This window comes from Corynebacterium sp. HMSC05H05, assembly GCF_001807265.1.
Classification (GTDB): domain Bacteria; phylum Actinomycetota; class Actinomycetes; order Mycobacteriales; family Mycobacteriaceae; genus Corynebacterium.
On the sequence record NZ_KV788396.1, the window covers coordinates 17566 to 43695 of the forward strand.

Here is a 26130-nt window from a genome sequence, read left to right on the forward strand (position 1 = left end):
CCGATATTCGGTTGTCAGTTACGGAACGACCGGCGCAAGTACGCTCAGAACGTTCGACTGAAGGAAGACTATCACGCACACAGCAACCAAGAAGCCGAAGCTCCAGCCGACCACCTTCTTGAAGATCTCGGACTCTTTGCCCTCCATGTTCACCGCGGTGGCGGCGATGGCGAGGGACTGCGGGGAGATCATCTTGCCCACCACGCCGCCGGTGGTGTTCGCGGCCAGCAGCAGGTCCGGGTTGAGGCCCAGGTTATTCGCTGCGGTGACCTGCAGGTTGGCAAACAGGGCGTTGGCGGAGGTGTCGGAACCGGTCACGGCAACGCCAACCCAGCCGAGCACCGGCGAGAAGAAGGCGAACGCCGGGCCGAGGTTGGCGAAGAACTCGCCGATGGTGACGGTTTGGCCGGAGTAGTTCATCACGTAGGCCAGCGCCAGCACGAGCACGATGGTCAGCGCGGACCAGCGCATCTTCCATACGGTGTCGGTGAACTCCTTGCCCACCTGGCCCCAGGTCAGGCTGTAGCGGCCGTTCTCGTTGAACACCATGTAGGCGACAGACACGATCAGGGCGGAGATGACCAGCAGCGTGCCCGGGTTGTTGATCCAGGCGAAGCTGTAGTCGCTGTTGACGGCCTCGCCGGCGGCGTCGAGAAGCTTGCCGTCCAATCCCGGCCACGGGAAGGAGATCTGGAACTTGTTCAGCCACTCCGGGATGGTGCTGCCCAGGTTGGCCAGGCCGAAGATGACCACCACGACGGCGTAGGGCATAAGTGCCATCCACACGCGGTGGCCCGGCAGTTCCGCGTCCTCCGTGTGCTCGGGCAGCTCGAGGCGCTCGCGCATCTCGTTGATGCCCTTCGGCTGCCAGAAACGCAGCAGCAGGAACGCCGCACCCAGGGCGACGATGCAGGCGACGACGTCGGTGAGCTGGTAGGCGAAGTAGTGGGAGGTCCACCACTTGGCCACGGCGAAGGTCAGGCCGATGGTGAATGCGGCCGGTGCGGTCTCGCGCACGCCGCGCTTGCCGTCGATGATCAGGGCGATGATGAAGGGGACGAAGAAGGCCAGGATCGGGGTCTGGTTACCGATGATTGCCGCGATGTTCTCGGTCTGCTCGACCGTGCGGCCGCCGACCTCGCCTGCGGTGGTGATCGGGATGCCCACGGCGCCGAAGGCGACAGGGGCGGTGTTGGCCAGCAGCACCACGGTGGCGGCCTTCAGCGGCGGGATGCCCAGAGCCAGGATCATGGTGGCGGTGATCGCCACCGGCGCGCCGAAGCCGGCGAGCGCCTCGAGCAGGCCGCCGAAGCAGAACGCGATGAGCATCGCCTGGATGCGTACGTCGCCGTTGCCCATCTTGTCGAAGACCAAGCGCAGGTCTTCGAAGCGGCCGGAGGCGACGGTGATCTGGTAGAACCAGATCGCTGTCAGGATCACAAAGACGATGGGGAACAGGCCGAACAGGCCGCCGCGGAAGGCGGCCGAGATGGCCATCGCGGTGGGCATGTGGAAGCCGAGGATGGCTACCAGCAGTGCGACAACGAGTGCGACGGCGCCGGAAGTGTGCGCTCGGGCCTTCAGACCCAGCAGCATGATGAAGAAGGTGAGCAACGGCAGGGTAGAAACCAGTGCCGAAAGGCCCACGCTGCCACCGATTGCGTCGGTGAACACTTGGAATTGATCCATGGGAGGCTCTTTCGAGTAGGTACGGGCAATGACTGGAAAACAATATGCCACTCACGCCAGTTCGTGACGAATGGAGGGGTATCGCTTTGGTGTGACCTATTGCACCGTGGTGCCTGTGGGCGCGCTGCATGCGGCGTCGGCGGGTGCTTTAGACTTGTGCCCCATGACGCCAGCTGAACTCGCAACCACCGTGAAAGAGGCCGCGACCCGCGTGCTCGCCGCCCACGAACTCGACGCCTCCGTCGTCCCTGAGACCGTGACCGTGGAGCGCCCCCGCAACCCCGAGCACGGCGACTACGCCACAAACATCGCGCTCCAGGTGGCCAAGAAAGCTGGCACCAACCCGCGCGAGCTCGCCACTTGGCTTGTCGACGACCTGTCGGCCAACCCCGCAATCGACTCCGCCGAGATCGCCGGTCCGGGCTTTATCAACCTGCGTCTCGCCGCCGGTGCTCAGGGCCAGCTCGTTGCAAAAGTGCTGGATGAGGCGGAGAAGTTCGGCCACTGCGACCTCTACGCGGACGAGAAGATCAACCTCGAGTTCGTCTCCGCCAACCCCACCGGCCCGATCCACCTCGGCGGCACCCGCTGGGCCGCGGTGGGCGACTCGCTCGGACGCGTGCTCCAAGCCGCCGGCGCGGAAGTAACCCGCGAGTACTACTTCAACGACCACGGCGGGCAGATCGACCGCTTCTCCCGTTCGCTCGTTGCCGCGGCGAAGGGCGAGCCCACCCCGGAAGACGGTTACGGCGGCGATTACATCCGCGAGATTGCCCAGGGGGTCGTCGATAAGCACCCTGATGCTCTCGACGGCACCGATGCCGAGGTGCAGGAGACCTTCCGTGCGGCCGGCGTGGAGATGATGTTCGCGCAGATCAAGCAGTCCCTGCACGAGTTCGGCGTGGACTTCGACGTGTACTTCCACGAGAACTCCCTGTTCGAGTCGGGCGCCGTGGACAAGGCCGTGCAGACGCTGAAGGACAACGGCAACCTGTACGAAAACGATGGCGCGTGGTGGCTCCGCTCGTCCGACTTCGGCGACGACAAGGACCGCGTCGTGCTCAAGTCCGACGGCGACGCCGCCTACATCGCCGGCGACATCGCGTACGTGGCCGACAAGTTCGACCGCGGCCACACCTTGGCTATCTACATGCTGGGTGCGGACCACCACGGCTACATCGCCCGCCTCAAGGCGGCGGCCCAGGCGCTGGGCTACAACGCGGACGCCGTCGAGGTGCTCATCGGCCAGATGGTCAACCTGGTGCGCGACGGCCAGGCCGTGAAGATGTCCAAGCGCGCAGGCACCGTGATCACGCTCGAAGACCTCGTGGACGCGATCGGCGTCGACGGCGCGCGCTACTCGCTGGTGCGCTCCTCGGTGGATTCCACCCTGGACATCGACCTGGACCTGTGGACGAAGCAGTCCTCCGACAACCCCGTCTACTACGTGCAGTACGCCCACGCTCGCCTGTGCTCCATCGGGCGCAAGGCGGAGGAAGCTGGCGTGTCCTTCGCCGACCCGGACCTGGCGTTGCTCACCCACGACAAGGAAGGTGACCTCATCCGCACCCTCGGCGAGTACCCGGCCGTGGTGCGCGCCGCGGCCGAGCTGCGCGAGCCGCACCGCATCGCCCGTTACACCGAGGAGCTAGCCAGCGCGTTCCACAAGTTCTACGACTCGTGCCAGATCCTGCCCAAGGCCGGCGAGGACGCCGAGCCGATCCACACCGCGCGCCTGGCCCTGGCGATGGCCTCGCGCCAGGTCATCGCGAACGCCCTCGGCCTGATCGGCGTGAGCGCACCGGAGCGGATGTAAATGACCGTTTTTGTCTCCACGCCTTACGAGAAAGACAGCGGCGACTTCAACGACCTGCCCGACCACGTCTGGCCACGCTGCGCCAAGCGCGAGGAGGACGGCGTGGTCACCATTGCCGGTGTGCCGCTGCCGGAGATCGCCGCGGAGTACGGCACCCCGGTCGTGGTCATCGACGAGGACGACTTCCGCTCCCGCTGCCGCGACATGGCTGCTGCGTTTCTGGCGCCCGGCAACGTGCACTACGCCTCGAAGGCGTTTCTGACCCGCCGCGTTGCCCGCTGGGTGGACGAGGAGGGCCTCGCCCTCGACGTGGCCAGCGAAAACGAGCTGCGCATCGCCCTGGCCGCGGACTTTCCTCCGGAGCGCATTACCGTGCACGGCAACAACAAGTCGGACGAGTTTCTGCGCCTGTGCGTGGAGTCCAAGGTCGGCCACGTGGTCATTGACTCGCATCAGGAGTTGGCGCAGCTCGAGGCCGTCGCTAAGCAAGCTGGCGTGAAGCAGGATGTCTTCATCCGCGTAAAGCCCGGCGTGGACGCGCACACGCACGAATTCATCGCCACCAGCCACGAGGACCAGAAGTTCGGCATCTCGCTCGCTACTGGCGACGCGCTTACGGCCGCCACCGCAGCCATCGCGTCCGACTGGCTGGAGCTGACCGGGCTGCACTGCCACGTCGGCTCGCAGGTCTTCGACGCCGAGGGCTTCAAGCTCGCCGCCGAACGTGTGCTGGGCCTGTACGCCGAGATCTGGAAGACACAAGGCGTGGCGCTGGGCTACCTCGACCTCGGCGGCGGCTACGGCATCGCCTACATGCCGGGGGAGTCGCCTTTGGACGTCAACGCTGTGGCCCGGGACCTGCTCGCCGCGGTGCAGGAAGTTGCCGACGAGCTGGGCATCGCCGCGCCCACCGTGGTGGTCGAGCCCGGCCGCGCGATCGCCGGCCCGTCCGCGGTCACCGTGTACACCGCCGGCGTGATCAAGGACGTGGACACCTCGTACACCACCTCGCGCCGCTACATCGCCGTCGACGGCGGCATGAGCGACAACATTCGTCCCTCGCTGTACGGCGCGCTTTACGACGCCCGCGTGGTCAACCGCTTCACCGATGGCGCCCCCACCGACACGCGCCTGGTGGGATCCCACTGCGAGTCCGGCGACATTCTGGTGGAGGAGGCCTCCTGGCCCGACGACATCGCCCCAGGCGACCTCATCGCCCTCGCCGCCACCGGCGCCTACTGCTACTCGATGGCCTCGAACTACAACGCGTTCGGCCGCCCGGCGGTGGTTTCAGTGCGCGGCGGTGAAGTCACGCCGATGGTACGTAGGGAGACGGTCGAGGATCTCATCGCCCGCGAATATTAATTGACCGTCGGTGCCATTTGCGCGATAGTAGACAAAGCGGTTCACCGCTGATCCCCGCCACGTACGACGAAGGAGCTACACGCATCATGACTTCCGCCACCGCCGAGGGATACAACGGCAACTACCCGGGCAAGGGCATCGGCACCCCCGTGGGTATCGCTGTGCTGGGCAAGGGCACCGTCGGCACCGAGGTGCTGCGCCTGCTGTCCGAGTTCTCCTCCAACCTGGAGAACCGTATCGGTGGCCCGATTGAGGTGAGGGGCGTTGCGGTATCGGACGTCGAGAAGCATAAGGACGCCCCTGAGGTCCAGGGCTTGTACTTGACCGACGACGCACGCGAACTGGTCACCCGCGACGACGTGGACATTGTGGTCGAGCTCATCGGCGGCATCGACTACCCGCGCGAGCTCGTGCTTGAGGCGCTCAAGGCCGGTAAATCGGTTGTCACCGCGAACAAGGCTCTCGTGGCCGCCCACAGCGCCGAGCTCGCTGACGCCGCCAACGCCGCCGGCGTGGACCTCTACTACGAGGCCGCCGTCGCCGCCGCCATCCCGGTGGTGGGCATGCTGCGCCGCTCCCTTGCAGGCGACCAGGTGCAGAGCATCTCCGGCATCGTCAACGGCACCACCAACTTCATCCTCGACGCCATGGCATCCACGGGCGCGAGCTACGAGGAAGCGCTCGCTGAGGCCACCCGCCTGGGCTATGCGGAGGCCGACCCGACCGCGGACGTGGAGGGCCACGACGCCGCTTCCAAGGCCGCCATCCTCGCCTCCATGGGTTTCCACACCCGCGTGACCTTCGACGACGTGTACTGCGAAGGCATCACCAAAATCACCGCTGACGACATCGAGGCCGCGAAGAAGTCCGGCCACACCATCAAGCTGCTGGCCATTTGCGAGCGGCTTGTCGACGATGCCGGCAACACCACCGGCGTCAACGCCCGAGTCCACCCGACCCTGGTGCCCAACGAGCACCCGCTCGCGTCCGTGGACAAGTCCTACAACGCCATCTTCGTCGAGGCAGAAGCAGCAGGTCGACTCATGTTCTACGGCAACGGCGCCGGCGGCGCCCCCACCGCATCCGCAGTGCTCGGCGACCTCGTCGGCGCCGCCCGCAACAAGGTCCACGGCGGCCGTGCCCCGGCCGAGAACCCCTACGCGGACTACCCGGTCGTCGCGTTCGAGCAGGTGACCACGCGTTACACCATCAACATGACGGTCAACGACCGCGTCGGCGTGCTCGCCGACCTCACCGCCCGCTTCGCCAAGGCAGGCATTTCCCTGTCCGCGGTGCGCCAGGAGGAGTCCGGCGACGAGGCCCACCTGATCGTTGTCACCCACGCCGCGCTGGAGGAGGACCTCAAGGCGATCGTGGAGCAGCTTTCCGGCCACGACGACGTCCTCGCCGTCAACTCCGTTATCCGCCTCGATTCCTAAGGTTTCCGTTTTATGGCTATCGATCTGCAGCCCGGCCTGAAAGTCAAGGTCACCGTCCCCGGCTCGTCGGCGAACCTGGGCCCCGGCTTCGACACCCTCGGCATCGCGCTGAGCATCTACGACACCGTTGAGGTGGAGGTCACCGAATCCGGCCTCGAGGTGGAAATCTTCGGCGAGGGTGCAGACGACCTGCCCCGCGACAGCTCCAACCTCGTCGTCCGGGCCATCCAGTCCGGCCTGACTGCCGCCGACGTCTCCGCACCCGGCCTGCGCGTGGTGTGCCACAACAACATCCCGCAGTCCCGCGGCCTCGGCTCCTCCGCCTCGGCCGCCGTCGCGGGGGTGGTCGCCGCCAACGCGCTGGCAGGCTTCCCGCTGGACGAGGATGCGGTCGTGCAGCTGTCCTCCGAGTTCGAGGGCCACCCCGACAACGCCGGCGCGTCCGCCCTCGGCGGGGCAGTAGTGTCCTGGACGGACATCCCCGTCGACGGCCAGTCCAAGCCGTCTTACCGCGCCGTGCGCATCCCGGTGGACGAGTCAATCAAGGCCGTCGCCCTCGTTCCTGATTTCCACGCCTCCACCAACGCCGTGCGCAAGGTGCTGCCCAGCCACGTCACCCACACCGACGCACGCTTCAACGTCTCGCGCACAGCAGTGATGACGGCCGCGCTGCAGCATCACCCGCAGCTGCTCTTCGAGGGCACCCGCGACCGCCTCCACCAGCCGTACCGCGCCGACGTCCTGCCGGTGACGGCTGAGTGGGTCAACCGCCTGCGCAACCGCGGCCACGCCGCCTACCTCTCCGGCGCCGGCCCGACCGCGCTGGTGCTCACCACGACCGAGGTGGAGCCTTCGCTTCTCGACGAAGCCCGTTCCGCCGGCCTCCGCGTCATCGAACTCGACGTCGCAGGCCCAGCCACCGCGGAGCTCGTGCGCGACTAACTATTCCGCGAACGAGTCACCCGGCGTAACTGTGTCGCGCAGCGGACCAGTGTGGTCGCGCGTCCTCGTCGGCAGGGAGCGGTTCCTAGACACATACTGCGTTCCGTCCTGAAGTCGGAAGTACAGGTCAGGGCCGTGCGGCTGAATATAGGCGAGTCCGTGGCTAATCTTTGCGTGGCAGCTCGAGCACAGTGGGATCAGGTTGTCCATGTTCGTCTCGCCACCTTCTTCCCATTCCCGGATGTGGTGGATCTCGATGAAACGCTTGTGGTTGCAACCGGGCATCGCGCACTGGTGGCCCCAGGCCGTGAGCAAGGCGAGCACCTGGGCGTCCGTGGCGAAGCGGCGGGACCGGCCGACGTGGATAGTCAGTCCTTTCTTGTCTAGCAGGTGCAGCCGAACATTCGCGTTTGCGATGTAGCTTCGAACCTCCGCTGAGCGAGCCGAGGTGTTCTGCGGCATCCATGCCCCGCCGTCCTCCGTGAGCACAATATTGACGTGGGCGCCCGGTGCGCGCAGGGCGCTGACTGGGTTCGTACGCACCATCTCCATCATGGCAACAAAAGCGGGGTAGAGGTCCTTCCTTTCCGGATTGCCGTAGCGGGACGGGGGCCGCAAGATGCTGTCCATGTCCAACTTTGTCCGTGGGCGTTCTGTTTCCACCGTCTCGTCTGCAGGGCACGCCTCCGGTTCGTTTTCTACTGCGTCAATGAGCCTCTCTAGCTCCTCTGGGTCTGCAAGCTCGTCCACATCGGGGAGTTCTGCGCAGTAGTTCGCCAACTGCGCGATTTTCAGCGCGCAGAGCAGCGCCTGGCCCTGGACAGCCGGAAGCAGTGCGCGGAAATCGAGCATGCCGTCCGTGCGAAACTTCGCGGTGACCACTGGTTCCTCCGGCTCCCGTTCCTCGGCGGGATCGCTGCCGGCAAGGACCTGCTCGAGTTCGGAGTAACCGTGAATTAGAGCGAGGTCTACCAGTTCTTCCTCGTTCTGCTCGTGCATGTAGCGCAGCAGCAGGCGCATGGTGGAGTACGGCATGATGCCGGAGCGAAACGTCTCATACAGCAGGCGGAATCTGCGAAGACCCCGGGAGACGTGGACGTATTCGTAAGCCGTGGCCGTGGCAAGGTTGAGCTCGCGTTTGAGCCAGGTGGCGGTGGATGTCTCACCTCGCTGGGAGGCGATGTCGGCTTCATCGAGTTGGCCGAGGGCGTTAAGCATTTCGGCGCGGTGGAAGTGGGAATTGCGGTGGTGGTGCTTTAGCTCGTCGATAAGCAGAGATGTGCGCTCGGTTTCGATGGCTGCTGTCATGGCAGGTCCCCCGGGGATGGTTTGGCGGTTGCTGTTTGGCGTCGAGCGTAAACGCAAGAGTGTTCGATGGAAAGGATTTTTGTGTTCATTTTAGTGGACATCTGGGGGCGGATCCTGCAATTGCGGAACCATCTCAAGTGCACATTTAGGGAAATGTCCGATTGTGTCCGATCGTTCCGCAACTGCAGAATGGAAAATGGAAAACGGGGGTATGTTCGATATGTCCGGTTGTGTCCGAACGTTCTGCAATTGCGGAAACAGGCATAAAAACGGGCATAAAAAGGGGCCGCACGACAGCATCGTGCGGCCCCGGATCGCGCGAGCTTAGTGCTTCGCCTCGTACTTCTTCGGTTCCGGCAGGCCGCGCTCTTCGCGGACGCGGCGGGCGGTGTGCTCGAGGGTGATCAGCGCCTCGACAACCTGGGCCGGCTCGACCGGGAACGGCATGTTGTGGATGGTCTCCTCTTCGGCGGTCGCGGCCTTGGCAACAGCCTCGAGGACGTCGGTGTCCTCGGGGGACAGGCCCACCTCAGTCAGCGTGGTAGGCAGACCGACCTTGGTGGTGAACTCGATGAAGTCTTCGATCTCCTCGGAGTCGGCGCCCTCCATGATCAGCTGGGCGAGAGTGCCGATGTTGACCTTCTCGCCGTGGGAGAGGCCGTGGGTTTGCTCGGCGGCGGACAGGCCGTCGTGGATGGCGTGGGCCGCGGCCAAGCCGCCGGACTCGAAGCCGAGGCCGGACAGCAGGGTGTTCGCCTCCACCACGGCGTCAAGCGCCGGGGTGACTACGCCTGCGCGAACCGCATCGAGGGCGGCGAAGGAGTCCTTGCGCAGAATGTCAGCGCACAGCTCTGCAAGAGCAGCGCCTGCGCGAGTGGGGTGGCCGCCGTTCATGGTGGTGCCATTGCCCCTTGCGGTCGCGCGTGCCTCCACCCAAGTAGCCATGGCGTCGCCGATGCCAGCGATGAGGAACTGCTCCGGGGCGCCGGCGACCAGCTGGGTGTCAATGAGCACCAAGTCAGGGTTGCGGGGGAAGAAGCGGTATTCGTCGAAGGCGCCGTCCTCGGTGTATATCACCGAAAGCGTGGAAGTCGGAGCGTCGGAAGACGCCGCGGTGGGCACCGAAGCCCAGCGGATGTCCGCCTCGAAGCCGGCGGCCTTCGCGGAGTCGATGGCGGAGCCGCCGCCGAGGCCGACCACCACGTCGTAGTTATTGTCCTTGATCAGCTTGACCGTGTCGTTGACACGCTCGGCGGTTGCGAAACCTTCGAACTTGACGCGGTTGACCGGGAGGCCTTCCTTTTCAAACCCGTCGGTGAGGGACTGTTCGACGAGGCCCCACACCGTGTCGTCGGAAAGCAGCAGCGGGTTCTCGCCGAGCTGCTTCAGGTACTTGCCCAGCTCGTGGATGGCATCTTTGCCCTGCACGTAGCGGGATGGACTGGAGAAAATGCTTGGCTTTGCTGTCATGCCCCGCCATCGTACCGTGACTTTTCGCTTTACGACGTCGCCTTCGGCCGGCTGCCGGGGCCGGGCAAGGCGATGATGTCGAACTCGTCTTTGGCGAGGTGTTTGCGCAGGTCCTTCTTGTCGAACTTGCCCACGGACGTCTTGTCGATGGAGTCGACAAAGGTCCAGTACTCGGGCGCCATCCACTTCGGCAGCACGTCGGCGAGCCCGGCGCGCAGGCGAGCGGCGGTCTCCGCAGTGGGGGCGACCTCGGCGGTCAGCTTGGTCACAGCGAGGGGGCGCTCGCCCCACTTGTCGTCGGGGATGCCGATGACGGCGCACTCGATGACTTCTTCGGATTCCATGATCAGGTTTTCCACCTGGGCGGAGTAGATCCATTCGCCGCCGGAGCGGATGACGTCGCGGGCGCGGTCGTAGAGCGTGAGGAAGCCGGCGTTGGTCACGGTGCCCACGTCGCCGGTGCGCAGCCAGCCGTCGGCGGTGAAGTGCTCGCGCTCGTCGTCGACATCTTCGCCGCGGAAGCGCGAGGCGATCTCGCCGGGTTCCTGGGTGGGCGAGTGGTAGTAGCTGGCGGCGACCATGTTGCCGCGCACCTGGATCTCACCTTGGGTGAGGTCGGTGGGCGCCATGACTTGGCCGTCGTTGACCACGCGGTACTGCAGGGTGGGGGCGAAGCGGCCCTGGGAGACGCGGTAGGCCCAGCGGGCCTCACCCGACGCGCCCGACGGCGGCCGGGCTACGGTACCGACGGTGGACGTCTCGGTCATGCCCCACACGTGCACCACGTCCACGCCGTAGCGCTCCTCCCACACCTTGATCAGTGCGGGCGGGGCGGGGGAGCCGCCGACGAAGATCTCCTGCAGGCTCATGCGCTCGGGCGGGTTGTGCAGGTAATGCACCATCAGCTGGATCCACAGGGTAGGCACGCCGTGCGCCACGCGAGGGTGGGTTCCGGCGATGAGCTTGGCCAGGGTGGGCGCGGACATGTCCGAATCCGGCAGCACCAGTGGAGTGCCGGCCAAAAACGCGGCGAGCGGCACACCCCAGCTGAGTACGTGGTAGATGGGGATGCAGCACAAAAAGGTCTCGCCGTGGGTCACAGCGAGCGAGTCTGTGGCGCGCAGGCCCGTGGCCTCCAACCACAGGGAGCGGTGCGAATACGCCACGCCCTTCGGGGCGCCGGTGGTGGCGGTGGAGTACACCAGCGCTGCGGCGGTGTTTTCCGGCAGTTCGGGCCATGGGTAGGACGTCGGCCGGCCGTCGAGAAGCTGCTCGTAGCTGTACACGTTGACTGTGCCGGGGAGGTGCGAAGCTGCGTCGTCAAGCGGGGCGATGCCTGTAAACGCCACCGCGCGCACGGTGGGGCAGTCCCGCAAGATCGTGCCCAGCTTCTCCGCCAGGCGAGGGTCCGCGACGATGACTTCGGACTCGGAGTGGTTGACCACGTACGCGATCTGATCCGCCATGAGCTGCACGTTCAACGGGTTGAACACCGCGCCCTTTGCGGCGACGGCGAACATGACCTCGATGTGCTCCGCGCAGTTGTACAGCAGGGTGGAGACACGCTGGTCGCCGTCGATGCCCAGGTCGCTGTGCAGCGCGTGCGCAAAGGCCGCGGCGCGCGCGCCAATCTCGGCGAACGTGGTTTCCTCCGCGCCGGATGCGCGCCACGTCGTGCACTTCGTGTTGGCGTGGGCGGTGGTGCCGAACTCCAAAATCCTGGCGACGGAGAACGGCACCTCCTGCATCGTTGAAAGCATGCAGGCCATGTTAGCGCGGGCCTGATTAGCGCAGGGCCTTCTATGCGCTACACTTCTGCGTGGATCGTGCGAATTGCACCCGTCCCGGAACTTTTCCGGTCGAGGGTGTTGGCGGAGCAACCGGGAGGAACGTTTCCCCGGGCCCGCGGGATCCGTAAGACCGCACACGACCGCTACCGGTGCATGCAAACGCGAATATCTGCGCGAATAAGCAGCTGGCTTAGCGACGAAAGGAAACACGTGACCGAAACCGGCACCGCGGCCGACCTCGCCGCAATGAAGATTCCGGAGCTGCGCAAGCTCGCCGCCGAGAAGGGACTCAAGGGGATCTCTGGGCTCCGCAAGGGGGAACTCATCCAGGCCATCGTCACCGGGCAGGTGCCGCGCAAGGCCGCCGCCGAAAAGGCTGCGCCGGTGGAGAAGCCGGAGAAGGCGGAGAAGCCGGCCGAGCCAGCTGAGCAGCAGCAGCCTGGCGACGACGACGAGTCCCGCGGGGCGTCGCGCTCCGCGGCACGCCGCGCCCGCCGCAACCGCGCGCGCTCGCAGCACGACGAGCAGCAGGGCGGCGAAAACCGGGACAACCGGGACAACCGCGACGAGCAGGACGGCAATCAGGAGCGCGGCAACAACGACCGTGGCGGCCGCAACAACCACGGCAACAACAACCACGGCGGCAACAACAACGACGACCACCACGGCGGGGGACGCCGCGGCCGCCGCGGGCGCCGCAACCGTAACCGCAACCGGGACCACAACAACGGCGGTGGCAACCACGGAAACAACGGCAACAACAACGACAACCAGAACTTCAACCCGGAGGACCTGCAGGATGTCGCGGGTATCGCGGACGTGCAGGACAACGGCTCCGCGTTCATCCGCACCACCGGCTACCGCCAGTCCAACGCGGACGTCTACGTGCCGCAGAAGCTGGTGCGCCAGTCGGGCCTGCGCTCCGGCGACGCGGTGACGGCCCAGGTGCGCGCGAACGGCCAGTCCCACTCGCAGGGCAACGGCCGTAACCGCCGCAGCTACAACCAGGTTGTGCGGGTGGATGCCATCAACGGCCAGACCACGGAGGCGGCGAAGGGCCGCAAGGAGTTCCACAAGCTCACCCCGCTGTACCCGAACCGCCGTCTGCGCCTGGAAACTGAGCCGAAGATCCTCACCACCCGCGTGATCGACCTGGTCATGCCGATTGGCAAGGGCCAGCGCGCGCTGATCGTCTCCCCGCCGAAGGCCGGTAAGACGACGATCCTGCAGAACATCGCCAACGCGATCGCCACCAACAACCCGGAGTGCTACCTCATGGTGGTGCTGGTGGACGAGCGTCCGGAGGAAGTCACGGACATGCAGCGCAGCGTCAACGGCGAGGTCATTGCCTCCACGTTCGACCGCCCGCCGTCAGAGCACACCGCCGTGGCCGAGCTGGCTATCGAGCGCGCGAAGCGCCTGGTGGAGATGGGCCAGGACGTGGTGGTCCTGCTGGATTCCATCACCCGCCTAGGCCGCGCGTACAACAACTCATCCCCGGCGTCCGGCCGCATCCTCTCCGGTGGCGTGGACTCCAACGCGCTGTACCCGCCGAAGCGCTTCCTGGGCGCCGCCCGCAACATCGAGGAGGGCGGCTCGCTGACGATCATCGCCACCGCGATGGTGGAGACCGGTTCCGCCGGCGACACCGTGATCTTCGAGGAGTTCAAGGGCACCGGCAACGCCGAGCTCAAGCTGGACCGCAAGATCGCGGAGCGCCGCGTGTTCCCGGCTGTGGACGTCAACCCGTCCGGCACCCGCAAGGACGAGCTGTTGATGAGCCCGGAGGAGGCGCGCGTGATGCACAAGCTGCGCCGCATCCTTTCTGCGCTGGATCCGCAGCAGTCCATTGACATGCTGATCAAGCAGCTGAAGAAGACGAAGACCAACGGCGAGTTCCTCATCGGCGTGGCCAACTCCGCGCCGATGGCGCAGACCGAGACGGAGGAGGACTACTCCTAATGGCAGACAAGACGCAGGTTTCGCTTGTCGACGACTACGTGGCCGAATACCAGGGCATCCAGGCCCAGATGGGCGACCCGGAGGTCGCGGGCGACCAGGACCAGTTCCGTAAGCTGTCCAAGCGCTACGCGGAGCTGCAGCCGATCATCAACGTCTACAACGACCTGACCCAGGCACAGGAGGACCACGAGGCCGCCGCCGAAATGGCCAACGAGGACAAGGAGTTCGCCGAGGAAGCCAAGCGCCTCGAGGGCGAGATTGTCCGCCTGGAGGAGGAGCTGGCCGACCTGCTCGCGCCGCGCGACGAGCACGACGGCGACGACATCATCATGGAGCTCAAGGCCGGCGCCGGCGGCGAGGAAGCCGCGTTGTTCGCCGGCGACCTGGCGCGCATGTACCAGAAGTACTGCGAGAAGCACGCCCTGGCCTGGGAGGTCCTCGACGTCGCAGAGTCCGATCTGGGCGGTGTGAAGGACATGACCGTCGCGGTCAAGTCCAAGAACCCGTCGCGCGACGGTGCCTGGTCCAAGCTGAAGTTCGAGGGCGGCGTGCACCGCGTGCAGCGCATTCCCGTCACCGAGTCCCAGGGCCGCATCCAGACCTCTGCCGCCGGTGTGTACGTCTTCCCGGAAGCGGACGAGATTGAAAGCGTCAACATCGACGAGAAGGATCTGCGCGTCGACGTGTACCGCTCCTCCGGCAAGGGCGGCCAGGGCGTGAACACCACCGACTCGGCCGTGCGCATCACCCACCTACCCACCGGCATTGTGGTGACCTGCCAGAACGAGCGTTCCCAGATTCAGAACCGTGCCCGCGCCATGCAGGTGCTGCAGGCCCGCCTGGACCAGCTGGAGCGCGAGAAGCAGGAGGCGGAGGAGGCCGAGGGCCGCGCGTCCCAGGTGCGCACCATGGACCGCTCCGAGCGCATCCGCACCTACAACTGGCCGGAGAACCGCATCTCGGACCACCGCATCAACTACAAGTCCAACAACCTGGATTCGGTGCTGGACGGCAACATGGACGACCTCATCACGGCGCTGCAGACCCACGAGCGCCAGGAGCGTCTTGAAGCAGAGTAGCGTCCGTTCCCAGATCGCGAGCGCCGCAAACACGCTGCGTGAGGCGGGCGTCGACTCGCCTGAGGTGGACGCGCGCCTGCTTGCCGCGCACGTGCTCGGCGTCGCGCCGATGCAGCTGATGTTCGCCGATGCACCGGCGGGCTTCGACGAGCGCTACACAGGACTCGTCGCCCGCCGTGCCGCGCGCGAGCCGCTGCAGCACATCACCGGCACCGCGCCGTTTTACGGCGTCGACCTCGCCGTCGGCCCCGGCGTGTTCATCCCCCGGCCCGAAACAGAGGTCCTCGCCGAGTGGGCGGTGCGGAAGCTTATCGACGCACCTCCGGCCCCCACCGTCGTCGACCTCGGGTCCGGCACCGGAGCCCTGGCCATCGCGGTTGCCCGGGCCAGGCCGGACGCGACCGTCTACGCGGTGGAAAAATCCCCGGCGGCGCGGGCCTACCTGCAGCGCAACGTCGATACGCATGCGCCCCAGGTCAACGTTGTGGCGGGCGACATGACCGACCCGGAGCTGCTCGCCGGAATCACCGCTGACGTGGTGGTGTCCAACCCGCCGTATGTGCCGGAGACACCCGAGCTACAGGCGGAGGTCTACGCGGACCCGCACGAGGCCGTGTTTTCGGGCGCAGACGGGATGGCGGCGATTCGCGGGCTCGTGCCCGCGGTCAAGCAAATGCTCAAAGATGGGGGAGCGGTGGGCATCGAGCACGACGACACCACCTCTGAGGCTGCGCAGGCTGAACTGCGCGGCGGCGGTTTTGCGGACGTGCGCGCGTTGGAGGACATGACCGGGCGGGCCCGGTTTGTCACGGCGAGTAAGCTAGCCCGGTAACTGCCCGACGGCCAAGGAGCGAACATTGAGGGAAACGTACAACTGCCTCGACCCGCAAAAGCGCGCCGAAGGTGTGCGCGCGGCCGCCGACGCCGTCCGGGCCGGCCGCTGCGTCGTGCTGCCGACGGACACCGTGTACGGCATCGGCTGCGACGCGTTCAACAACGACGCCGTGGACACGCTTCTGGCCACCAAGCGCCGCGGGCCCGACATGCCGGTGCCGGTGCTGGTGGGCTCCTGGGTGACCATCCAGGGGCTCGTGCGCGAATTTACCGAAACCGCCAAGACGCTGGTCGAGGCGTTTTGGCCGGGTGGGTTGTCCATCGTCGTGCCCGAGGCACCCAGCCTGCCGTGGAACCTGGGCGACACGCGCGGCACCGTGCTGCTGCGCATGCCGAACCAGCCGCTGGCGCTCGAGCTTTTGCAGGAGACTGGGCCGATGGCCGTGTCCTCCGCCAACATCTCCGGCAACCCGCCGGCGACCACCGCCACCGAGGCGCGGCAGCAGTTCGGCGACGCGGTGCCGATCTACCTCGACGGGGGCGCCGCGGAGATCGGGGAGCCGTCCACGATTATCGACATTTCCGGCCCCGCGCCGCGGATCCTGCGCGAGGGGGCGATTTCCGCCGAACGCATCGGTAAAGTCTTAGGGCTTGACCCGGAGAGCTTGCGAAGGAAGTAGCTGCCGATGAACGCCTCCGGTGTTCCGCTGCGAGAGCTGGGACTTGTCCTGCTAGTGGCGGCCGCAGTCACCTACTTGGCCACCGGCCCAGTGCGTTCCATGCTCGTGCGCACGGGCAGGGTGGCGGAGATTCGCCAGCGCGACGTGCACACGCAGCCGACCCCGTCGCTAGGCGGGCTGGCCATGTTCACCGGATTCTTGGCCGCCTACGGGCTCGCGCAGCAGTTGCCGGCCCTGACCCGCGGGTTCGCCCCAGTCACCCCGGAAATGACTGCGGTACTGGTGGGCGGGCTCGCCATCGTGCTCGTCGGCGTGGTGGACGACCTGTACGAGCTGCGCGCGCTGACCAAGCTAATCGGGCAGTTCGCCGCCGCGATCATCATGACCGCGCTGGGCATTATCTTCACCGTGTTCTATCTGCCGTTCGGGGAAGGCACCACGCTCATCCTGGATCAAGCCCATGGCATGGTCTTGAGCGCGCTGTTTACGGTGCTGCTCATCAACGCAGTGAACTTCGTCGACGGCATCGACGGGCTCGCCGCCGGGCTGGGCATGATCGCGGGCTCTGCGATCCTGATCTACTCGCTGGCGGTGCTCCACGACCAAGGCGGAGCGGTCTCCGCCTACCCGCCGGCGATCATCTGCGCGATCCTGGTGGGGATCTGCGCGGGATTTTTGCCCCACAACTTCGAGCCCGCGCGCATCTTCATGGGCGACTCCGGGGCGATGCTGATCGGGCTGCTGCTCGCCGCGGCGTCGATTTCGGCATCCGGCAAGATCAACATGTCGCTCTACGGCGCCGCCGACCTAGTGGCGCTGGTCAGCCCGATCATCGTTGTGCTGGCCGCGATCGCGCTGCCAGTGCTGGACCTGATGTGGGCCGTGATCCGCCGCACCGCGCGCGGGCAGAGCCCGTTTGCCGCGGACGCAGGGCACATCCACCACCGCCTACTTCGGCTCGGGCACACGCACCGCCGCACCGTGCTGGTGCTCTACATGTGGGTCTCCGCCGTCGCCTTCGGTGCAGTGAGCTTTTCCGTGGTGCCGTTCAAAATCGCGGCGTCGTTAAGCGTGGCGGCGCTGCTGGTTGCGTTTTTGCTCACGCTGGTGCCCTTGGCAAAGGGAAAGATCGGCCCGGCAGGTAGGATGACGCAGCGTGAAACCGCTTGAAGTCAACGACGCTAACGCCATGACCGACCACCGCAGGCCTCTCGTGCGCGCGCTGAAGGTGGCCAGCTGGGCGCTCGTGATGCTCACTGTGGTCGCGCTGATGGGGTGGGGCGCCGCCCGCGACCTGCCCGGCATCTGGGCCGCGCTGATGGGCGTCGCAGTGGGCGGAAGCTTCGTGCTGCTCACCGCCGCAACCGTGTTGGCCACCTCAAACTCCACCCCGAATGCCACGATGGCGATCGTGCTCGGCGGCTGGCTGCTCAAGATGGGTGTGCTGGTGCTGTTTTTCCTGTGGATCCGCGGCTTCGACTTCTATGACCACCAGGCGTTCGGCATCACCACGATGGCGGCCCTAGTTGTCGCCCTGGGTGCCGAAACCTGGGGCTTGATCACCACTCGCACCACCTACCTGGATTAGAGGTACGCGCAAGCTGTGACAGACCTAACAGCAGGGCGGAAAAGCGTCCGAGCTGGGTAGTTGCCCGGTTTCGTGGGTTGGGGTGGTGCGTCGGGGGGACAACTACACAGGTAAAACCTACTTTGCGCGGACGGCCTGTTAGGATTACCGCTGGGTTTGTTCCGAGTCGATATTAACCCTCGTAAGCAGGGGAAACCGGCGTAAGAACGACATCCCCTGCCCCCGCGGAAGCAGATGTGCGACGGAGTCCGCCGCGGAGGCAGTCTTTGTTGAAGACGTCCATCGCACCGCGCACCGAGCGCATCGGAGCGCGGCCCGAGAACGGGAGAGAACGCTGAGCGTTACAACTTTGGCCATGAAGGGTGAATTCCACGCACCTTCGCTTGGTCCAGAATTTTTCCCGGGGCAGACGTACGGCCAGCTCATTGGTGAAGACTTCGCTAATGGGTGGTTCGCACTCGATCGCATCATGCTCGTCCGCCTCTTCATGGCGGCGATTTTGGTGCTCCTCTTTGTTATTGCCTTCCGGAACCCGAAGCTGGTTCCCAAGGGCCTGCAGAATGTCGCCGAGATCGGTGTCGATTTCGTCCGCGTGAACATCGCGGAGGACACGCTGGGGAAGAAAGATGGCAAGCGGTTCCTGCCGCTGCTGTGCACCATCTTCTTCACCACGCTGTTCATGAACGTCGCAACGATCATCCCGGGCCTGAACATCTCGCCTAACGCACGTATCGGCATGCCGATCGTCATGGCAGTTGCGGCCTACATCGCGATGATCTATGCCGGCGTGAAGCGCTACGGCATCGCTTTCTTCAAGCACTCGACCGTGATCCCCGGCCTTCCGCCGCTGCTCCACCTTCTGGTGGTGCCGATCGAGTTCTTCTCGACGTTTATTCTGCGTCCGGTCACCCTGGCTCTTCGTCTTATGGCGAACTTCCTGGCTGGCCACATCATTCTCGTCCTGCTGTACTCTGCCACGAACTTCTTCTTCTGGCAGCTGAACGCATGGACGGCAGTGAGTGGCCTGACCCTCATCGCAGCACTGCTGTTCACCGCATACGAGTTGATCATCATCTTCCTGCAGGCGTACATCTTCGCTCTGCTGACTGCGGTGTACATCGAGCTGTCGCTGCACGCGGATGCGCATTAACAAAGCGCGACCACACGGCCAACTGAATAACCCCACAATCTGTCACTCGCTCACCCGCAACCCGCGGGAGAGCACTTAGAAAGGGAACGACTTTCACATGAACGACATCATTCTTGCTCAGGCAGCGGAGACCGTGAACCGCTACGAGGGTCTCGGCACCATCGGCTACGGCCTTGCAACCATCGGCCCGGGCATCGGCATCGGCATGCTCGTCGGCAAGACCGTCGAGGGCATGGCTCGCCAGCCGGAGATGGCTGGCCAGCTGCGCACCACCATGTTCCTGGGTATCGCCTTCGTCGAGGCGCTTGCCCTGATCGGCCTCGTCGCCGGCTTCCTGTTCTAAAAAACACGAACGAGTAACCCCGTACATTTTTTAGATCAGGAGCAACCAATGACTAACGTCACTGCATTCCTCGCTGCCGCAGAGGGCAGCGAGAAGCTGCCGCTGGAGAATGAACCTTCCATTCTTCTGCCGGCCGCCTACGACGTGGTTTGGTCTCTTGTCGTTTTCATCATCGTCGGCCTACTTTTTGCGAAGTACGTCATTCCGAAGTTCCAGGAAGTGCTGGCGGAGCGCGAAGACCGAATCAAGGGTGGCATCGAGCGTGCTGAGGTCGCCCAAAAGGAAGCCAAGGCTGCCCTGGAGAAGAACAACGCCGAGCTTGCGGAGGCGCGCCACGAGGCCGCTGAGATCCGTGAAGCCGCCCGCGCCCGCGGCAAGGAAATCGAGGCTGAGTCTCGTGCCCGCGCCGAGGAAGAGGCCCGCCGCATCATCGCCTCCGGCGAGAAGCAGCTGCAGGCCTCCCGCGAGGAGGTTGTCGCTGAGCTGCGCAACGAGATGGGCCAGAACTCCATCTCGCTGGCTGAGCGTCTGCTGGGCACCGAGCTGTCGGATTCGACCCGCCGCTCGAACACGATCGACGAGTTCCTGAGCGAGCTCGACCACGTGTCGACGAGGAAGTAGGCGAGATGAAGGCAGCTAGTCGCGAAGCACAGTCGCACGTTACGGAAAAGCTCGAAGAGCTGATCCGGAACGCCGACAATTCCGTCGCCGTGGCTGCGCAGATCGGTACCGAGCTGTTCCTCACCGTGGACCAGCTCGACACCGAGCGCGCGCTGCGTATCGCCGTGGCCGACACGTCGCTGGATTCCTCGCAGCGCGGGGGCATCATCCGCGACGTCTTCGGCAACAAGGTTGCGGAGCCCACCTTGAACATCCTCACCGCTGCAGCGCAGCAGGAGTGGTCGACCCCGCGCGAGTTTCGCGCTGGTCTGGTCAACCTCGGCCGTCGCGCGCTGGAGCTGGGTGCCAAGGAGCAGGGCCAGCTGGAGCAGGTGGAAAACGAGCTGTACCAGCTCTCCACGCTGCTCGAGGGGGAGAAGGAGCTGACCCAGCTGCTCTCCGACCGCACCGCAACCCCGGCGCAGAAGCGCGGACTGTTGGCTAGCGTGATTTACGGCAAGGTGACGATGTTCACCGAGGCACTGGCATTGCAGGTTATCGGCCGCCCCCACCACAACCCCGTCGACGACTTGGCCGAGCTGGCCGCGGGCGTCGCGGAGCTGCGTGGCAAGGCTGTCGCACGCGTGAAGGCCGCTGAGGCACTCAGCGACACCCAGCGCGATGCACTGGCCCGCAAGCTGGAGCAGATTTACGGTCGCGAGATGGCCATCCACTCTGAGGTTGACCCCAGCCTCCTCGGCGGAATGGTTGTCCGTGTGGGCGATGAGGTCATCGACGGTTCGACGCGCGGGAAGATTAACCGTCTTCGCACCGACATGGCAGCCCAGGCGGCCAAATAGAAAACAACATGCTGGAAGAAACTACCGAGAGCAGGAAGAACATGGCGGAGCTGACGATCTCCTCCGATGAGATCCGTAGCGCGATAGCGAACTACACCTCGAGCTACTCCGCGGAGGCCTCCCGTGAGGAGGTCGGCGTGGTGACTTCGGCTGCAGATGGTATTGCCCAGGTTTCCGGGCTGCCAGGTTGCATGACGAATGAGCTGCTCGAGTTCCCGAACGGCGTCATTGGCGTCGCACAGAACCTCGAGACCGACTCCATCGGTGTCGTGGTGCTGGGTAATTTTGAGACCCTTTCCGAGGGCGACGAAGTCAAGCGAACGGGCGAGGTTCTCTCGATCCCGGTCGGCGAGAACTTCCTCGGCCGCGTGATCAACCCCCTGGGCCAGCCGATCGACGGCCTGGGCCCCATCGAGTCCAACGAAGAGCGCGCCCTGGAGCTCCAGGCCGCAGGCGTTCTCGACCGCCAGCCGGTCGAGGAGCCGCTGCAGACCGGCATGAAGGCGATCGACGCCATGACGCCGATCGGCCGTGGCCAGCGCCAGCTCATCATTGGCGACCGTAAGACCGGCAAGACCGCGGTCTGCATCGACACCATCCTCAACCAGAAGGAGTTCTGGGAGACCGGTGACCCGTCGAAGCAGGTGCGCTGCATCTACGTCGCCGTCGGCCAGAAGGGCTCCACCATTGCTGGTGTGCGCCAGACTCTGGAGGAGGCCGGTGCTCTGGAGTACACCACTATCGTGGCGGCTCCGGCATCCGACTCCGCCGGCTTCAAGTGGCTGGCACCGTTCTCCGGTGCAGCCCTGGGCCAGCACTGGATGTACCAGGGCAAGCACGTCCTGGTCATCTACGATGACCTGACCAAGCAGGCTGAGGCCTACCGTGCCATCTCCCTGCTGCTGCGCCGCCCGCCGGGCCGCGAGGCATACCCGGGCGACGTGTTCTACCTGCACTCCCGCCTGCTGGAGCGTGCCGCCAAGCTTAACGACGAGCTCGGCGCAGGCTCTTTGACCGCACTGCCGATCATCGAGACGAAGGCGAACGACGTGGGCGCCTTCATTCCGACCAACGTCATCTCGATTACCGACGGCCAGGTCTTCCTGCAGTCCGACCTCTTCAACCAGGGCGTGCGCCCGGCTATCGACGTGGGCATCTCCGTGTCCCGTGTCGGTGGCGCCGCGCAGACCAAGGGCATGAAGAAGGTTGCCGGTAACCTCCGTCTGGACCTCGCCGCATACCGCGACCTGGAGGCCTTCGCGGCCTTCGCGTCCGACCTCGACGCCGCTTCCAAGAAGCAGCTCGAGCGCGGCCAGCGTCTGGTGGAGCTGCTGAAGCAGTCCGAGCACGCGCCGCAGGCCGTCGAGTACCAGATCATCTCGATCTGGTCTGCAAACGAGGGCGTTTTCGACGTCGTTCCCGTCGAGGATGTCCGCCGCTACGAGGCAGAGCTGCACGAGTCCATCCGCGCCAACGCTCCGCAGGTCTACGACCAGATTGCGGGCGGCAAGCAGCTTGACGACGACTCGAAGGCCGCGATCCTGCGCGTCAACGAGGACCTGGCACGCAACTTCCAGGCTTCCTCCGGCGAGCGCATCGTCCGCGAGGCCGAGGCAGAGCCGCTCGACTCCAAGCAGGTGGCCAAGAACGAGCTCAACGTCAGCCGCTCCTAGACCGCGTGAATCGCGACTAGGACAACTACTTAAAGGAAGGGAGGAAACACCATGGCAACGCTTCGCGAATTGCGCGACCGCATCAGGTCCGTCAACTCAACGAAGAAAATCACCAAGGCCCAGGAGCTGATCGCCACCGCGCAGATCACCAAGGCCCAGCAGCGCGTCGAGGCGGCTAAGCCGTACGCCGACGAGCTGAAAGACGTCATGGAACGCCTCGCGTCCGCGAGCTCCCTGGCCCACCCCATGCTCCATGAGCGTGAGAACGGCCGGGTCGCGGCAATCCTCGTGGTCACCTCTGACCGCGGTATGGCCGGCGGTTACAACCACAACGTCCTGAAGAAGGCGGCGCAGCTGGAGCGCATGCTCACCGATGCCGGGTACGAGGTAGTGCGCTACGTCACCGGCAACAAAGGTGTCACGCACTTCAAGTTCCGCGACATGGACGTTCAGGGTTCTTGGACCGGGTTCTCGCAGCAGCCGTCGTGGGATGACACCCACGGCGTGCGCCACCAGATCATCGACGGCTACATGGCAGGCTCCGAGTCCTCGGTGCCGCTGCGTGTCGACGGTGCCGAAGGTGGTTCCGTGCGCGGCTTCGACGTCGTGCACGTTGTCTACACCGAGTTCGTCTCCATGCTGTCGCAGGAGGCGCGGGTCACCCAGCTTCTGCCGATTGAGCCGGTGCTGGAGGAGTTCAAGTACGAGCAGCAGGACATGCTGACTACTTCCGGCGACGTGCGCCCGGACATGAACTTCGAGCCCGACGCTGACACGCTGATGGAAGAGCTGCTTCCGGTGTACGTCTCTAGGTTGCTCTACTCGATCTTCCTGGAGTCCGCTGCAGCGGAGTCGGCATCGCGCCGCACGGCTATGAAGAACGCGACGGATAACGCTACGGAGCTGGCTAACGACCTGTCCCGTGAAGCTAACCAAGCCCGTCAGGCAAAGATCACCCAGGAAATCACCGAGATTATCGGCGGCGCTGGCGCGCTGTCCGGTAGTGGAGAAAGTGACTAAATCATGACTACTGCTCACTCTTTTGATGAGCGCAACGACGAGCTGGCGGGTGCGGCTTCTGAGACCGACACCGCACCGGCTCAGGTCGAGAACACTCAGAACCCGCGCGGTTCTGAGAACGGCCGTGTCGTGCGCGTCATCGGCGCAGTCGTCGACGTGGAGTTCCCGCGTGGCGAGCTGCCCGCTCTGTACAACGCGCTCGAGGTCGACATCGACCTCGGCGAGATGTCCAAGACCATCGTGCTCGAGGTCGCCCAGTTCCTGGGCGACAACCTCGTGCGCACCATCGCTATGGCGCCGACCGACGGCCTCGTCCGCGGCGCTAAGGTGGCAGACTCCGGCAACCCGATCTCCGTGCCGGTGGGCGACCAGGTGAAGGGCCACGTGTTCAACGCGCTCGGCCAGTGCCTGGACGACCCGTCGGTGGGCGAGAACGGCGAGCGCTGGGGCATCCACCGCGAGCCGCCGGCGTTCAAGGACCTCGAGGGTAAGACCGAGATCCTGGAGACCGGTATTAAGGTCATCGACCTGCTCACCCCGTACGTCAAGGGCGGCAAGATCGGCCTGTTCGGTGGCGCTGGTGTGGGCAAGACCGTGCTGATCCAGGAGATGATTACGCGTATTGCACGCGAGTTCTCCGGTACCTCGGTCTTCGCCGGCGTCGGCGAGCGCACCCGTGAGGGCACCGACCTGTTCCTCGAGATGGAGGACATGGGCGTGCTGCCGGATACCGCGCTTGTCTTCGGCCAGATGGATGAGCCGCCGGGGGTCCGTATGCGCGTGGCCCTGTCCGGCCTGACCATGGCGGAGTACTTCCGCGATGTGCAGAACCAGGACGTGCTGCTGTTCATCGACAACATCTTCCGCTTCACCCAGGCGGGCTCCGAGGTGTCGACCCTGCTGGGCCGCATGCCTTCCGCCGTGGGCTACCAGCCGACCCTGGCCGACGAGATGGGTGTGCTCCAGGAGCGCATTACCTCGACCAAGGGCCGTTCGATTACGTCGCTGCAGGCCGTCTACGTGCCGGCGGACGACTACACCGACCCGGCTCCGGCCACCACCTTCGCCCACCTCGACGCGACCACCGAGCTTTCCCGTTCGATCGCGTCGAAGGGCATCTACCCGGCCGTGGACCCGCTGACCTCCACGTCTCGTATCCTCGAGCCGGGCATCGTCGGTGAGCGCCACTACGCGGTCGCGCAGAAGGTGATCGGTATCCTGCAGAAGAACAAGGAGCTGCAGGACATCATCGCCATCCTCGGTATGGACGAGCTGTCCGAGGAAGACAAGATCACCGTGCAGCGCGCGCGTAAGATCCAACGCTTCCTGGGCCAGAACTTCTTCGTCGCAAAGAAGTTCACCGGCGACGAGGGCTCCTACGTGCCGCTCGAGGAGACGATCGACGCGTTCGACCGTCTCTGCGAGGGCGAGTTCGACCTCTACCCGGAGCAGGCCTTCAACGGCCTTGGCGGTCTGGACGACGTCGAGGCTGCGTACAAGAAGCTGCAGGCGTAGGAGGGTAGAAGATGGCTGAACTTACCGCTCAACTGGTCGCGGTCGACCGCATGCTCTGGAAAGGCCAGGCAAGCATCGTCACCGCCCAGACCACGGAGGGTGAGATCGGCATCCTTCCTGGCCACGAGCCGCTCCTTGGCCAGCTCAAGGACAACGGTGTGGTGACCATCCGCCCGGTGGACGGCGAGCGCATCGTCGCCGCCGTCCAGGGTGGGTTCCTGTCCGTTGTGGGCGACAAGGTGACCATCTTGGCCGACTACGCGATCTTCGCCGACGAGGTTGACACCGCTGACGCGGAGTCCCACCTCCACGACGAGGACCGCGTTGTCAAGGCACGTTCCGAGGCGGAGCTCGCCGCGGTTCGCCGCCAGAGCCAGTAAAAGTCTCTGGCAAGGAAGGCATAGACGCCGACCGCCACGAACGCACCCCTTCCCGGGAAACCGGGAGGGGGTGTTTCGCATTTGTGCGATATGATCACTGGCAAATGTCTATCCAGCGTGGTCGAGGAGGTTGGGCCGGGATGATGGTCGTCGCAAGTGTTGCAGCGCTAGTCCTGGTAGTCCTCGCAGCGGCCGCGGGGTGGCGCTTTGCCATGGTGCGCAACTCCGGCGCGCGAGCGATGATGCGCGAGCTGCCGGCTGAGGGGATCCACGGCTGGCGGCATGGCGTGCTGCGCTACGACGGCGAGCGGCTGCTGTTTTTCAAGCTGCGCTCGCTGACGTTCCACCACGACGTGGAGCTGGATCGCCGCGGGGTGGAGTTCGAGGGGTTCAGGGACGTGACCGAGGGCGAACGCGAGTTCATGCCGGAGATCGGTCACGTCCTCCGCTTTACTGGCCCGCAGGGCGATTTCGAGTTCGCGGCGGACCGCCACACGGAGATGGGGCTGGTGTCGTGGGTGGAGGCGGCACCGGATGTGCGCCAGGAGCGTATCGACGTACGTTCGCTGGCCCAGCGCGCGCAGCGCGATGCAAACCAGCGTTAAGGGCGGCTGTACCCTGACAGGC

General features: G+C 65.3%; 23 protein-coding genes. 19 read left to right on the forward strand and 4 right to left on the reverse strand.

Features of this window, described 5'->3' with window-relative positions; genetic code table 11:
- Positions 1-18 precede the first annotated feature (18 nt).
- A complete protein-coding gene (locus HMPREF3151_RS06945; protein WP_070474834.1) occupies positions 19-1689 on the reverse strand; it encodes an L-lactate permease in 1671 nt (556 codons plus the stop codon).
- A 163-nt stretch (positions 1690-1852) separates the two neighbouring features.
- On the opposite strand from HMPREF3151_RS06945, the gene argS reads away from it, so the two are divergent.
- The 4 genes from argS to thrB all read left to right on the forward strand — a co-directional run bounded on the left by argS (position 1853) and on the right by thrB (position 7251).
- Positions 1853-3505 (forward strand): arginine--tRNA ligase, encoded by a 1653-nt coding sequence (gene argS / locus HMPREF3151_RS06950; RefSeq protein ID WP_070474835.1) that lies wholly within the window; start codon positions 1853-1855, stop codon positions 3503-3505.
- Positions 3506-4870: a diaminopimelate decarboxylase gene (gene lysA / locus HMPREF3151_RS06955; protein ID WP_070474836.1), complete on the forward strand. Its 1365-nt coding sequence runs from the start codon at positions 3506-3508 to the stop codon at positions 4868-4870.
- A gap of 86 nt (positions 4871-4956) precedes the next feature.
- Positions 4957-6309: a homoserine dehydrogenase gene (locus HMPREF3151_RS06960; protein WP_070474837.1), complete on the forward strand. Its 1353-nt coding sequence runs from the start codon at positions 4957-4959 to the stop codon at positions 6307-6309.
- A gap of 12 nt (positions 6310-6321) precedes the next feature.
- Positions 6322-7251 (forward strand): homoserine kinase, encoded by a 930-nt coding sequence (gene thrB / locus HMPREF3151_RS06965; protein ID WP_070474838.1) that lies wholly within the window; start codon positions 6322-6324, stop codon positions 7249-7251.
- On the opposite strand, the gene HMPREF3151_RS06970 is transcribed toward thrB, so the two are convergent.
- From HMPREF3151_RS06970 to HMPREF3151_RS06980, 3 genes are all read right to left on the reverse strand, one after another.
- Positions 7252-8559, reverse strand: a complete 1308-nt coding sequence (locus HMPREF3151_RS06970; RefSeq protein WP_070474839.1) for an HNH endonuclease signature motif containing protein — start codon at positions 8557-8559, stop codon at positions 7252-7254.
- 324 nt (positions 8560-8883) lie between these two features.
- Entirely contained in the window at positions 8884-10029 is a 1146-nt protein-coding gene (locus tag HMPREF3151_RS06975; RefSeq protein ID WP_070474840.1) for a glycerol dehydrogenase, read from the reverse strand.
- A 29-nt stretch (positions 10030-10058) separates the two neighbouring features.
- The gene (locus tag HMPREF3151_RS06980) at positions 10059-11789 is read right to left on the reverse strand and encodes a long-chain fatty-acid--CoA ligase (protein ID WP_070474899.1); all 1731 of its coding nucleotides are present in this window, start codon (positions 11787-11789) and stop codon (positions 10059-10061) included.
- Between the two features lie 183 nt (positions 11790-11972).
- Here HMPREF3151_RS06980 and rho point away from each other — a divergent pair, with 183 nt between their 5' ends.
- The 15 genes from rho (at position 11973) to HMPREF3151_RS07055 (ending at position 26108) form a co-directional block, all read left to right on the forward strand.
- Positions 11973-13781 (forward strand): transcription termination factor Rho, encoded by a 1809-nt coding sequence (gene rho / locus HMPREF3151_RS06985; RefSeq protein WP_070474841.1) that lies wholly within the window; start codon positions 11973-11975, stop codon positions 13779-13781.
- Complete coding sequence (prfA, locus tag HMPREF3151_RS06990; RefSeq protein ID WP_070474842.1) at positions 13781-14860, forward strand: peptide chain release factor 1; 1080 nt, start codon at positions 13781-13783, stop codon at positions 14858-14860. The genes rho and prfA overlap by 1 nt, the downstream gene beginning before the upstream one ends.
- A complete protein-coding gene (prmC, locus tag HMPREF3151_RS06995; protein WP_083290233.1) occupies positions 14847-15692 on the forward strand; it encodes a peptide chain release factor N(5)-glutamine methyltransferase in 846 nt (281 codons plus the stop codon). The genes prfA and prmC overlap by 14 nt, the downstream gene beginning before the upstream one ends.
- A gap of 25 nt (positions 15693-15717) precedes the next feature.
- On the forward strand, positions 15718-16374 hold the full coding sequence (locus HMPREF3151_RS07000; protein ID WP_070474843.1) for an L-threonylcarbamoyladenylate synthase: 657 nt from the start codon (positions 15718-15720) through the stop codon (positions 16372-16374).
- Between the two features lie 6 nt (positions 16375-16380).
- Complete coding sequence (locus tag HMPREF3151_RS07005; RefSeq protein ID WP_070474844.1) at positions 16381-17544, forward strand: MraY family glycosyltransferase; 1164 nt, start codon at positions 16381-16383, stop codon at positions 17542-17544.
- 19 nt (positions 17545-17563) lie between these two features.
- Positions 17564-17962, forward strand: coding sequence for a Cg1360 family ATP-synthase-associated protein (locus tag HMPREF3151_RS07010; protein ID WP_070474901.1), 399 nt, complete (start codon positions 17564-17566; stop codon positions 17960-17962).
- Between the two features lie 355 nt (positions 17963-18317).
- Positions 18318-19112 (forward strand): F0F1 ATP synthase subunit A, encoded by a 795-nt coding sequence (gene atpB, locus HMPREF3151_RS07015; RefSeq protein WP_034999809.1) that lies wholly within the window; start codon positions 18318-18320, stop codon positions 19110-19112.
- Between the two features lie 97 nt (positions 19113-19209).
- The gene (locus HMPREF3151_RS07020; protein ID WP_034999811.1) at positions 19210-19455 is read left to right on the forward strand and encodes an ATP synthase F0 subunit C; all 246 of its coding nucleotides are present in this window, start codon (positions 19210-19212) and stop codon (positions 19453-19455) included.
- A gap of 48 nt (positions 19456-19503) precedes the next feature.
- Positions 19504-20076, forward strand: a complete 573-nt coding sequence (locus HMPREF3151_RS07025) for a F0F1 ATP synthase subunit B (protein ID WP_070474845.1) — start codon at positions 19504-19506, stop codon at positions 20074-20076.
- A 5-nt stretch (positions 20077-20081) separates the two neighbouring features.
- Positions 20082-20915, forward strand: a complete 834-nt coding sequence (locus HMPREF3151_RS07030) for a F0F1 ATP synthase subunit delta (protein WP_070474846.1) — start codon at positions 20082-20084, stop codon at positions 20913-20915.
- A gap of 8 nt (positions 20916-20923) precedes the next feature.
- Positions 20924-22588, forward strand: coding sequence for a F0F1 ATP synthase subunit alpha (atpA, locus tag HMPREF3151_RS07035; protein WP_070474847.1), 1665 nt, complete (start codon positions 20924-20926; stop codon positions 22586-22588).
- A gap of 51 nt (positions 22589-22639) precedes the next feature.
- Positions 22640-23608, forward strand: a complete 969-nt coding sequence (locus HMPREF3151_RS07040) for a F0F1 ATP synthase subunit gamma (RefSeq protein ID WP_070474848.1) — start codon at positions 22640-22642, stop codon at positions 23606-23608.
- Positions 23609-23611: 3 nt separating this feature from the next.
- Complete coding sequence (gene atpD, locus HMPREF3151_RS07045; protein WP_246815229.1) at positions 23612-25123, forward strand: F0F1 ATP synthase subunit beta; 1512 nt, start codon at positions 23612-23614, stop codon at positions 25121-25123.
- An 11-nt stretch (positions 25124-25134) separates the two neighbouring features.
- The gene (locus tag HMPREF3151_RS07050; protein ID WP_070474849.1) at positions 25135-25503 is read left to right on the forward strand and encodes a F0F1 ATP synthase subunit epsilon; all 369 of its coding nucleotides are present in this window, start codon (positions 25135-25137) and stop codon (positions 25501-25503) included.
- 140 nt (positions 25504-25643) lie between these two features.
- Complete coding sequence (locus tag HMPREF3151_RS07055; protein WP_070474850.1) at positions 25644-26108, forward strand: DUF2550 domain-containing protein; 465 nt, start codon at positions 25644-25646, stop codon at positions 26106-26108.
- Positions 26109-26130: the final 22 nt, after the last annotated feature.